The organism is Chryseobacterium camelliae (genome assembly GCF_002770595.1).
GTDB classification, from domain to species: domain Bacteria; phylum Bacteroidota; class Bacteroidia; order Flavobacteriales; family Weeksellaceae; genus Chryseobacterium; species Chryseobacterium camelliae.
On the sequence record NZ_CP022986.1, the window covers coordinates 995,898 to 1,007,813 of the forward strand.

Consider the following 11,916-nt stretch of genomic DNA (forward strand, 5'->3'; position numbering starts at 1 on the left):
GGGTTTTTGTTTTGAACATTCATTTTATTTTAAGTCTGAAGATTTTATTGGCTGAATAAGATCATTAGCCCCGATGGGAACGGCATCCTTTTTTGGTATTGCGATTGCCTGATGGTTCAGGGATTGCTTCACTGTGTCCGCAATGACAAAAAAGATACAGTGGACAGCGGGAAAAAGCTCCTTATCATTATTTAGTTAAAAACTTCTCATATTCCCCGGCCACGTTATACTCAAAAACGGCCTGCTGATATTCCAGTTCTTTTTGGGACATCAGGGTCTCTGCGGAAAGGAGGTGGGCGGATTTTTCAAGTCCCTGGTCATAACGGTTTTTCCGGATCCTGTAGGCTTCTTTGCTTTGTTCCCACGCCTGTTTCGTGAAATTGATCTTCGATGCCGCATCTTCAATCTGGCGGCCGGCTTTGTTCAGTTCCAGCTGGCCTTTTTTGATATACTGTTCGATTTCCGTCTGCGCCCGGGAACGTTCAGCTTTGTATTTTTCCTGTTCACTTCGTGACTTCAGCCCATCAAAAACATTCCACGAAAGCTGGATTCCGGCCAGGTAACCGTTGGCATTGAACCGGGCGATCTTATGATCATACATCTCAAAGCTTCCAAACGCGTTGAGCCTGGGAAGAAATTTTGCCTTTGATGATTTGATCAGCCAATCGTAGGCTTCCAGAGATTTTTGGTAGGCCTGCAAATCTTTTCGGTTCTGATTAAGCTTCATTCCGGAATCAGTGATATATTCTGTATATTCCAATGCTTCCGCAGGTTTCAGGATTCTGTTTCCCGGATCTTCGTCCAAAAGGAAGTACAAATAATCGGAAGCGTTTCTGATATTGGATTTTGCGGTCTGGATCTGGCTATCAATTTCGCTGATGCGGACGTCCATATACAGCACTTCTGATTTCTGGATCATCCCGTTTCTGTAATAATTATCAATGACCTTTTTGTTGGCGATGGTTGTTTGCCTAGCATCTTCCAGCGTTTCCAGCATTTTGTAAGCCAGCTGAAGCATCATATACGATTTCCTGAGCTCAAACTGGACATATTCTTTTGTTCTTTCCGTTTTGATGTTCAACACCTCTGCTTTTACCTGTCCCGCTTTTTTCAGGTATACGGCATCCATATTGATGATCGGCTGCCGCACCTCTATTTTTGTTGCAAAATTGGATATGCTTTCCGGGCTGTTCAGATGATCGGGATCGAAATCCGTCATCGTGATCCTTTCCTGGTTGAGCTTGGTCCCGAAGGCGTACAACGGATTATTGGTATTGGAAAAGGTATATGATGCGTTCACATCAGGAAGATACACAGACCTGGTCCCGAGAAGCTCGGCCCGGGCCAGCTCTGCTTCTTTCCTTGCCATTTTCACCTGAAGGTTATGGTCTGTCGCCTTAGTTTCCAGGTCCGCTCTGGCAATAGAAACAATCTCCTGCGAAAAGATTTCCGTATATGCCGTGAATACTAAAACAAGTAGGGCTATTTTTCTCATTTCTCTAATTTTAAGACAAAATTACACGCATGGAATCTCCTGCACAGTAACCAACATCACACAAGCATATTTTTCCCGGACGAACATAAAAAAACCGCTCATGAAGAGCGGTCAACACTAAGAACAAGGAATACTACATTAGTTGTATCTGCGGAACCGTCATAATTTTTGATTTCTCGGAATCGGATATCAGACCATTGGCTTCGGACTTCTGAAGAACCCTTTCTGCCTTTTCCCGTTCGGATTTATTTTTAATCGTAACAACGGGTTCCTGAATCACATCAGTCATCAGGAATTTGCCTTCCAGCTTTCCCTGAGATGTACATTATAAGACCGAAAATTGCAACTTTGAGTTTCCGCTATCGCCAGAAATATGGTCATCGGGCAGCTGCCTGCCGCTGCGGTGAAAAGATGTTCCGGAGACCACAGGCCATCTATCCCTTCAGGAAATTCCGGGCAGTTCAGGAAAGGACATTTCACCTTTACGGTCATTTCCCATCGTGTATCTACGTTATGATCATGAGCATCCAACGGGTGTCACATCTTGTTGTTTAAACTTGTCCAACCGCCACCGTTATAGACATTCTTATACCCGTTGTTCTGCAGAATACTTTTAGCAGAAGCGCTTCTTATCCCCGATGCACAACAGGTAATAACAGGTTTGTTTTTATCCTTCAGCTTTGAAAGGTTACCCTGAAGCTGGTCGACAGGGATATTGACAGAGTTTTTAATATGTCCTCCGTCATATTCGCTTTTGCTTCTTACATCCAGGATTACCGCACCTTCTTTTAAAAGTGCTGCATAGTCGGTTTTATCCATTCCGAACAGGTTTTTTATTGCATCTAACATTTTATTGATTTTTACATTAATGATGCAAATGTAAGGCGCAGAGAAAAGCCGGTCAGTGATGAAGGTTACAATAGGCTGATTTTATTTCGGGAAAGTTTTATTTTGCCTTCGCTCTCTATAAGCTTGAGAACACGGCTCACCGCTTCCCGGGTAATTCCGAGCTCATCGGCCAGCTGCTGATGGGTAACATGAAGTTCCTTCGATTTGTAGAGCTTAGATTTCTGATTCAATAAGTTGAGAATTCGTGTATCCACTTTCTGGAAAGCAATTGAATTCACCATCATCACCAGATCTTCAAACCTTTTGTGGTACAGCTCAAAAACAAAAACCGACCATTCCGGGTATTTCGTAAGCCATTCTTTGGCTTTAACCAGGGAAAGCATAAGGATTTCTGCATCTTCCTCTACCACAGCCTTAATTTTAGAGGTGCCCTGTGTTAATCCTGAAAGGATGGATGAGATACAGCTTTCCCCGGGAATGAGATAGTACAGAAGGATTTCCCTTCCGTCCTCTTCTGTCCGCACTACTTTTACACTCCCCGACATGACCAGGGGAATATAATTCACATAGGAATCAATATCCAGAATTACAGTACCGGCAGGGAACAATTTTAAATCCCGGCTCTCTGCAATTTCTTTCTTTAATTCCGGATCTAATATTTCATGAATATTCATTCTCAAATATAAAAATAATACATGTAGATTCTTCTCTTTTACCGTTCATGGCTTACCACTTTCAAGGATTAAAAAAAAACATCAAGTTTAATCCCATATAAATTCAGAAACGTTATATCATCACATTAACCAACTTTTCAACAGTAAACACCAAATTATGGCTGCTAAAGCATGGTTGCCACGCTCCTGCATAATCCACTATAATTCCAGTGAACAGACGTTTTTCCACCCGCAATTACCTTAACTATTCCGTGATTTTTTGCCATTGTGATGGTAAACAATTCACTTTTTCTTTCCTGTTCCGGTTTTGCCATTGAAAATTATCAGAGCATTTACCCTCCTACATTGTACATTTCTAAATAATTACAGGCATCCCGGATTTATCATGATCCGCTTAATGGAATTACAATACATAAAGATGAAACTCCGGAAGAATCATTGAGGTTGTTGGATCAGCCGGTAAAGATATTTGAGAGTAAGCAAAGACCCGGTTATGAATATACTTTAAAGTAAATCACCCTCCTAATGATGAGAGGGTGACTTGTACTCATGCATAAAATTGATCTTAAGGCATTCTAAGGATTGCCTTTAATATATTTCCTATTTTTTTTATTATATACTTCATGTTTTTTAATAACATCCAAAAAGCAACACCGAGCTTTTCTGGTTCTGTTACGGAATTTGTAATAAACGCGCAATATCCAAAACTCATCAGATTATACAGTATTGCCTGTTATTCTGCCTTTGGCTACGCAACTATCTAAAACAAATATCGATAAAGCTTTTTCTGATTAAAAGGTCTATATCTGACCGATAATGGTTAAATTTCGGCAACTTAAATAGCTGCAACTATACCTGATTACCCTACCATGCCTGCAAACACAATTAACATCATCCGTATAACCATTCTGCTCATGTTTGTTTTTATTAACAGCTTTGCGCAAAGGAATCCTGATACTTTAGCATATGAACGATTACAATATGTCCAGAATTTAAAAAATTATATTGCCAAAAAAGCCTGGAAAGACTTTGACAATAACCGGGTAACACAGGTATATTTTACCGACTCGTCAAGTTATTTTTTTAATGCTGATACCAGGATTTTGCAGAAAGTGAAACAAAAGACCCGTCCGCTTAAAGGAATCGATATGTTTAAGACCCAACGTATCGATGAAAACCCGTTTCACATGGAAACTGCTGTAGAATTTACCGATAGTACAGCATTGTATTTTCAGAAACCTGTTGTGATGTTCAGCGACTTTGACACGGCTAAAGAAAAAGCAGGTGACCTGCAAAGCCTCCAGCAATGGGCATCCATGGTGGTTCACGAGCTTTTCCACGGATATCAGCTGCAGCATATCCCTACGCTGCAATACAGTAATCAGGTCATCCATTTACGCAGCAGTCAATTGCAGAAATTATATGTGGAGCAAAAATGGTTTGCAGAAAGTATACAGCTTGAAAATAATCTGCTGATTTCTTTATTAAAGGTAAAATCCGGAAAAAAACTGCGAAAAGGACTGGAACAGTACCTATCCCTCCGCGATGCGAGACAGAAAAAAGCAGAGTCTATTCTGAATGATTTCAGTATCCATGAGAACTTTTATGAGAAAATTGAAGGCAGCGCAAAGTACGTTGAACTGGCTTTACTCGAACACTACAAATATTTTCCTGAAAATACATACCTGCTAACAAACGATCCTGCCTATAAAAAGAATGCCTATCAGAACTTTAACCTTGAGGAAGAACCCTGGCAATACCAGACTGAGGGGATCAATTACTTTTATTCCACAGGATATAATCTATTCCGGATCCTGGATAAACTGAAAGTTGGCTATCAAACCAATTTCTTCAATACCCATGATACGCCGTACGGAATATTAAAAGCATACCTGAAAAGTAAAACCCAGCTTAAAAAACATTCAATATAAAACTGTCTGAAATAAAAACTGATCTGTTGAAGCGTATAAAGTGCCTCATACATTTAAATATCCTCTAAAGACCCTATCAGATTCACATAGTTCAGATTCAAACTATTTATCATAGTTTTACGCCATGAAAATTAGTCCACAAGAGCAGTTGTACAAAGTTTCAAGATTGATAGAGACGATGCGCGATATCAGAAAAGTGGTGCGTACACAGTTCATGAAGAAAATGAAGGATCATGATCTTGACCTGACCATTGAAATGCTGGAAGTATTGCATATCCTCTGGAACCAGGATAACGTCAACCAACAGGAAATCGTAGATAAGACCAACCGGAATAAAGCCAGCATCACCTCTCTCATCAGTAATATGACCGCCCGTGGCCTTGTGCAAAGAAATCCCGATCCGCTGGACAGGAGGAACAGGCTGATTTCGCTGACACCGGAAGGTGAACGCTACCAGCAAAAGCTGATTCCCCTGCTGGAAGAAGTCTACGCACCCTTACTGTCCGCAGATATGATCCGGGAGATTGAGCATACAACAAATCAGCTTCAGAATATCCTCCAAACGATCAGCGAATGAGCTGTTGCGGATCAGGGATGTTATTTTAATATCAGCACCGGCCGGCTGACATGCTGGTATAGTGCCTCTGAAATGCTGCGATTGGCCATATGATAAAGAAAGCTGTGCTCTCCCGGTAAAGCAATGATGAGATCCGTTCCATGGTACGCTGCAAAAGAAAGTATTCCCTTTACGATTTCTTTACCGAAAGAATAATGAATGCTGAAAGGTATATTTTTCAGATAACCGTGCACGTAATCTTCCCAAACCTCTTTATTCTGATCCCTCACATCCTTATTCCCTTTCGTATCTATATAAAGCAGCATGAGATGATGGTTCTTATTCTTCAAAAATGACTTATAATCCGAAAGCCTCTCCAGGTGATCCGCGCGGCTGATATCACATGGAATAAGGACATTGACTACATCTTTAAAATGATAGCCGGCGGGAACAATCAGTGTTTTAACCCGGCTTATCCTTCCGATGCTTATGATGTTTTCTGAAACAGTACTGTCATTACTGCCTGCCTGACCTTCACTTCCTAAGATGATTAGTTCTACGGTAGGATCTGCTTTCAGACGGGTATTAATGCTGCGCAGCAGGGTAAGCTGACTGGTAAACCTGGATACGGTATGGCTAAAACCTGTTGTTTTAATCAGGTGGTCCAGCCGGTCAAACAATGCTTCCGTATGTTCACGGGCGCTATTCACGGTTTCTTCGTTCACAATCGTATAGCCCTCTGAAATATTGATGTAGTCAAATATGGAATCATATGTTTTCATGAGGATGATATGATCGTAGCCATATTTTTCAGCCCATTCCGCGGCAAATAATACTGCATTTTCGGTTGTCGCCGTTGAATCAACCGGTACCAATATTGTTTTCATAACTGATGTATTTTCTTCGCCTTCAACAAGTTAGATGTCAGAATGATGCACAAGGATCGTATTCAGTGTTGCATTTTAAGAGATCAATATCTGTGTTACAGCACTAACAAATATACATGAATTAGTTTAAATTCAAACTAATTTTAATGGACTTTAGTCTGAGAAAAATTAGGTTTCACAGCACTCTATGGTCAAATCAATTATGCCAGGCAACAGAACTGATGGCTATGCTTTATCTGCCAAAAAACTTTTTTTAAGTATTTGAATAGATCCCCGTTCTTTCCCATGAATTTTATCAATCACAACCCTTTATCGTTGCTACTGATACCGGAAATTTTAAAATTATTTTACCTCAGGTCTGGAAGATACAAATGTACGATCAATCTTCCCTGGTAACTTTCACATCCGTAAAATGGCCTGATGTACCAGGGCCGATCCATAACCCGATGCTTCCCCGAAGATCTTTGCCCTGCTTCAGGTCATTGACGATCAGCGTTGGCTGGGATGCCCCATTGACATACAGCCTGGCCGTTTCATCCTTTACCACAATTTTTACTTTGATCCATTCCGCAGGCAGTATATCCACATAGGACTCATACATTCCCGGTGTTTCCTTTCTTAATTTCTCCCAGGGATATCCCGGGATAGAAATATACTGGCTGGAATGGTTTCTGCGCAGCTGATCATCCGCACGGCCATTGGTAGGACGTAAATAGAACACCTCCATTTTAGAGGCATCTGAAGCGGCCCTGAATGCAATCCCAACAAACCCGCGGGCGGTTGACCCGGCACTGGCAAGCGGCTGCCCGGAGACCATAGCTTCAATGGTACCGTTATGGAAGTCAATATCTTTTAAAATCGCTACGGTTTTGTCTCCGTCAGCCTGACCTTTTATTTCCAGGGCCAAGGCACTTTTGCCCTTATAAAAGGTTTTTTCGGCGGTTACCTGAAACGGGAGTAGGTCGGTCGGGAGTATGGTTCGGTTCTGTGCTCTGCAGCTGAAGCCAGATACCAGGCTTAACAGGAATATAAACAGCAAATTTTTAGTCATGACGGAGATAGAATTTTGATGCCTCTAAAATAAAAAAATAAAACGGTCAAAAACACATTATTCATTCACATGACATGATCCCATCTTTTATGATCCCTTTTATAAATGATTCTATCTGCTGATCTATTTTTAAGTTTTGACTCATACAGGACAAATTTTCCCTCAGCAAGTATTACCGTTCATAAGAGAGGGAATTTATATATTAGATTTTCTTAAACAGTCTTTCAATCACTTTTTATTGTTCCTGATATTATATCCGGCACACACCTTTTCACGCTTCTTAAATTAATTTGTTATCTTGGAGATTAATTTCCCAAAATGAATATTCTCTTAGTAGAAGATGACGAAAGAATAAGCAAGTTCCTCCTGAAGGGACTGGGCGAAGCCGGGCATCAGGTGAGCCTTGCCGAAAGCGGTGAATCTGCCCGAGAGATGATCGGTTCCTATGATTTTGATGTAATTCTGATGGATATAATGCTTCCCGGCCTAGACGGCGTACAGCTGACGCAGCTGATCCGGTTTAAGGAAATCCACATTCCGATCCTCGTATTAAGCGCACTGAACAGCCCTGATGACAAAGTAAAAATGCTGGATATGGGCGCCGATGATTACCTTACCAAGCCTTTTCATTTTGATGAGCTGCTTTCCCGGATCAATGCCCTGACCCGGCGCAACCGGCTGTCATACCAGAAAAGCTCGGAACTGCTGCATTGCCGGAATATCACCATCAACAAAGACCTCCACACTGTTACTCAGGATGCCCGGCCGGTAAACCTATCGCCGACGGAATACAAACTCCTGCTGTTCCTGCTGGAAAATAAGAACAAAGTGCTGAGCCGGACCCAGATCCTGAACGGCGTGTGGGGCATCAATTTCGACAGTACCACCAACGTCGTGGATGTGTATGTATCGTATCTCAGAAATAAAATCGATGAATCCCAGGGACAGATTATTTATACCGTAAAAGGAGCCGGATACCTGATCAAAGAGTGACTATGACCTTAAGAAACCGTTTTACCGCCATTTCCAGCCTGTCGTTCGGCGTTGTTTCGATCATTACGTTTGTGGTGATCTTTATCGCCTATTATGACAGTACCAAGATTTCCTATTTTGACCGGCTGAAAAATACAGCGCTGATCTCGGCCATTTACTACCTTGAGAAGGACGAGCTTCCCAAACCCATGCATTCCCAGATCAAAAAGGAGTACAACCACCTGATCCAGAACCGGCAGGTAGCCGTGTACAACCAGAACAATGCAGTCACCTTCGGGATGAACCTTGACGATAAAAATATTACCCCTGAATACATCAGTAAGGCCAGAACCGACGGAAAGGTGCAGTTTATGGGGGATAACAATTTTTATTACGGAATTTATTACCCGGATAACCAGGGAAATTTCGTTGTCTTCGTCAAGTCTTCCAGCGATTCATTTTCCTCCCAGATCATCAGGCTTCTCATTATTATGCTTTCCGTACTGGCCGTAGGACTGCTTATTATTTACCTGCTGAGCAGGTATCTTTCCAAAATTGTTTATAAACCCGTATCTGATGTCATCCGGCGGATCAACAGTGTGGATAATGCCGATATTTCGCAAGCCATCACCTCCACCCATACGCATGATGAAATTGATGAGCTGATTAAATCCTATAACCGGCTTCTCGGAAGAATCGGCGAAAACATGCTGCTGCAGCAGAACTTCATCAATTATGTTTCCCATGAATTCAAGACGCCGCTGGCCGCCATTTCGGGCAACCTGGAAGTGTTTGCCCAGAAGGAACGGTCGCCGCAGGAATACAAACAGGTAGCGGAAGAAGTCCTGGAAAATGTCTACGAAATCGAAAGCATTCTCAACAACCTGCTGCTGATGTCCGGGCTTTCGAAAATTGAAAAACCCCACCAGCTTTTCCGCATCGATGAAGTGATCTGGAAAGTTCATGAAAAGCTCCAGAACCACCGGAACCGTAACCATGCGGTTATTTCCGTAAAGCTTGAGGTGAAGAATTTTTCCCTGCTTGAATACCATGGCAACGAAACGCTGCTTTACCTGGCGCTCTATAATATTGTTGAAAATGCACTGAAGTACTCGGATAACAGTCCGGTCGTTATCCGGATCTATGAGAAAGACGGGCATCTGGCAGTTGACGTTCAGGACCTCGGTGTCGGAATCGACCCGGAAGATCTTCTGAAAATCACGGAGACGTTCTACCGGGGCAAAAACGTAGGCACGGTAAAAGGGAGCGGCATCGGATTGTCGCTGTCTGAAAGCATCCTCCGCCATCACGATATTGGAATGACCATCGAATCCGAATTGGGAAAAGGGACAACGGTCTCGCTGGTTTTTGGCAGGGATTTGACTTGAGGTTTTGTCTGAGTTTTTACTGCTTTTTGAACTGATTATTCTTAAACCACCCCGTCAAAAATTCTTTGAATTTTCGCCACCCCTCCAAGGGAGGGGGTTTTGATTAACAGTAGTTTATCACCCACCTATTTAAGTTAAAGATTGAACATTTAATATGCAGATGCATAATGCTGCGTTGTTTTTTTAACGCAAAGGTTTTATTTTCATAACGTATAATTTAAGGAAGCAAAGAAGGATCAGCGAGCTGATCTGATGAAGCGTCTGGATCAACGTGCGCTTCATCAGCGGCTTTGCCGCTTTTCTTTGCTCCCTTGAAAATACGCGGAATCCTTATTAAAACTTTGCGTTAAAATTTATGCGTTTTTAAAGCATCAATAGGAATGGGCTTCAGCCCATTTACCTTGTAATACATGACGATCGGCTTTAGCCGAAACTTATCCTGTATTTTGGCCGAAGCCGGTTTTTAATGGCAACCATATCATCCATCGGGCTAAAGCCCGGCGCTATTGATAATCACATAATAAACTATATATCTTACGATTAGATTTATGTCAATAAAAAGACAATTGACCATACTCTTAACTACAAAAAACTTCCAGCTTCCAGCATCCCTCTCCCAGCCTATCAACTCTTCATACCCCAGCCTAACCCATACCAAACCAAAAAACCGTCAATCCTGCCAGTAACCACAAAAACTTCCAGCACCCAGCATCCCGCATCCAGCCTATCCATTCACCTTCTAACCAAACTCTAATGTTGGATTAAGCGAATCTTAATCCGGCTTGACATTCCCTCTAATCTGCCGGAAATAACTTTGCAGCCTAAATAAAAGGCTTTGAAGAAAATTATTTTTACAATACTCTGCATTCCGCTTTTTGCGTATGCTTCCGCACAGGTAAGCGATACGATCAAGATCAGCAGATCCGAAGCAGAGTCTGCATTCCTTGAGAAAAATATTGACCTTATTGTCCAGAAGCTTGAGATTTCCCAGGCGGAAGCCCAGGTATTACAGGCTAAATACTGGCCGAATCCAACTTTAACCGTAGATGAGGTAAACCTCTGGCGTACCTATGATATCGAGGCACAGCCTGCGCTCATCGGCAACTGGGGGAAAAGTTCCCAAGTCTCGGTGCAGGTTGAGCAGGTAATCAAAACCGCCGGTAAAAGAAGGAAAAATATCGAGCTCCAGAACATTGAAGTGGACGGCGAGAAATACGAATGGCAGGAAGTGATGAGGGAACTGAAAAAGCTGCTTCGCAACACCATGACGGAGATGGTTTATAACCAGGAACTGCAACGGTTGTACAGCAGCCAGATCTCTTCCATCACAAAGTTGACGGCTTCCTATAAAAACCAGCTGACCTCCGGAAACATCAGCAAAGCCGAATACATTCGGCTAAAGGCACAGGAAGTGGAATTCAAGAAGAAACTCGTTTCCCTGCAGCAGGAAGCGGAAGAACACCAAACGGAACTGAAAGCATTGTTGATGTTGCCAGCGGACCGTTACGTCATTATCAGTGATCCTTTGAAACAGCCTTCGGGAGATTTTTCCGAGCTTGATCTTAATCAATGGCTTGCAGAATCTGCTGAAAACAGGCCTGACATCCTGCTCTCCAAAAACCAGGAAAAGCATGCCCTGAAAAACCTTGAGATACAGAATGCCCTGAAAACCCCGGATCTTACCTTTTCGGTGGGCTACGACCGCGGCGGGAATATCATGAAGGATTTCGTAGGTGTGGGCGTTTCCCTTGATCTGCCGGTTTTCGACCGGAATAAAGGCAATATCCAGGATGCCAGGATTGAGGTCGATAAATCAGGCTATGAGACGAGAAAAAATATCCTGAAGTCACAGAACGAAATCAGTTCCGTATACCACAATTACATCAGGACAAAAAAGATCTCCGCCGAACTGGACGACGAGTATGAAAGTACACTGGATTCGCTACTGGTCAGCCATGAGAAAAATTTCAGGCTGAGGAACATCAGCATGCTGGAGTACATGGATTTCCTGGAAACCTTCATCGACAATAAAATGATCATTCTCGATACCAAGAAGGAACTGAACGAATATTTTGAAAACCTGCAATATGCAGTAGGAAAAGACCTTTAAAAA

General features: G+C 42.4%; 11 protein-coding genes. 6 read left to right on the forward strand and 5 right to left on the reverse strand.

Going from position 1 to position 11,916, the window contains the following annotated elements; genetic code table 11:
* Positions 1 to 187: 187 nt before the first annotated feature.
* A complete protein-coding gene (locus CGB83_RS04570; RefSeq protein WP_100074736.1) occupies positions 188 to 1,495 on the reverse strand; it encodes a TolC family protein in 1,308 nt (435 codons plus the stop codon).
* Positions 1,496 to 1,868: 373 nt separating this feature from the next.
* Here CGB83_RS04570 and CGB83_RS20100 point away from each other — a divergent pair, with 373 nt between their 5' ends.
* Positions 1,869 to 2,012, forward strand: a complete 144-nt coding sequence (locus tag CGB83_RS20100; protein ID WP_157761319.1) for a hypothetical protein — start codon at positions 1,869 to 1,871, stop codon at positions 2,010 to 2,012.
* A gap of 20 nt (positions 2,013 to 2,032) precedes the next feature.
* On the opposite strand, the gene CGB83_RS04575 is transcribed toward CGB83_RS20100, so the two are convergent.
* Complete coding sequence (locus CGB83_RS04575) at positions 2,033 to 2,344, reverse strand: rhodanese-like domain-containing protein (protein WP_100074737.1); 312 nt, start codon at positions 2,342 to 2,344, stop codon at positions 2,033 to 2,035.
* A 65-nt stretch (positions 2,345 to 2,409) separates the two neighbouring features.
* Positions 2,410 to 3,018, reverse strand: coding sequence for a Crp/Fnr family transcriptional regulator (locus CGB83_RS04580; protein WP_100074738.1), 609 nt, complete (start codon positions 3,016 to 3,018; stop codon positions 2,410 to 2,412).
* A gap of 914 nt (positions 3,019 to 3,932) precedes the next feature.
* Between CGB83_RS04580 and CGB83_RS04585 the strand changes: the two genes are divergently transcribed.
* Both CGB83_RS04585 and CGB83_RS04590 read left to right on the forward strand, forming a co-directional pair.
* A complete protein-coding gene (locus CGB83_RS04585) occupies positions 3,933 to 4,949 on the forward strand; it encodes a hypothetical protein (RefSeq protein WP_157761321.1) in 1,017 nt (338 codons plus the stop codon).
* A 124-nt stretch (positions 4,950 to 5,073) separates the two neighbouring features.
* On the forward strand, positions 5,074 to 5,526 hold the full coding sequence (locus CGB83_RS04590; RefSeq protein WP_100074740.1) for a MarR family winged helix-turn-helix transcriptional regulator: 453 nt from the start codon (positions 5,074 to 5,076) through the stop codon (positions 5,524 to 5,526).
* A gap of 20 nt (positions 5,527 to 5,546) precedes the next feature.
* Here the strand turns inward: CGB83_RS04590 and CGB83_RS04595 are convergent, their stop codons facing one another.
* Positions 5,547 to 6,392: a universal stress protein gene (locus CGB83_RS04595; protein WP_100074741.1), complete on the reverse strand. Its 846-nt coding sequence runs from the start codon at positions 6,390 to 6,392 to the stop codon at positions 5,547 to 5,549.
* Between the two features lie 379 nt (positions 6,393 to 6,771).
* Complete coding sequence (locus CGB83_RS04600) at positions 6,772 to 7,443, reverse strand: hypothetical protein (RefSeq protein WP_100074742.1); 672 nt, start codon at positions 7,441 to 7,443, stop codon at positions 6,772 to 6,774.
* A gap of 318 nt (positions 7,444 to 7,761) precedes the next feature.
* Here CGB83_RS04600 and CGB83_RS04605 point away from each other — a divergent pair, with 318 nt between their 5' ends.
* From CGB83_RS04605 to CGB83_RS04615, 3 genes are all read left to right on the forward strand, one after another.
* On the forward strand, positions 7,762 to 8,436 hold the full coding sequence (locus CGB83_RS04605; RefSeq protein WP_100074743.1) for a response regulator transcription factor: 675 nt from the start codon (positions 7,762 to 7,764) through the stop codon (positions 8,434 to 8,436).
* A 2-nt stretch (positions 8,437 to 8,438) separates the two neighbouring features.
* The gene (locus CGB83_RS04610) at positions 8,439 to 9,803 is read left to right on the forward strand and encodes a HAMP domain-containing sensor histidine kinase (RefSeq protein ID WP_100077494.1); all 1,365 of its coding nucleotides are present in this window, start codon (positions 8,439 to 8,441) and stop codon (positions 9,801 to 9,803) included.
* A gap of 835 nt (positions 9,804 to 10,638) precedes the next feature.
* Entirely contained in the window at positions 10,639 to 11,913 is a 1,275-nt protein-coding gene (locus CGB83_RS04615; RefSeq protein WP_100074744.1) for a TolC family protein, read from the forward strand.
* Positions 11,914 to 11,916: the final 3 nt, after the last annotated feature.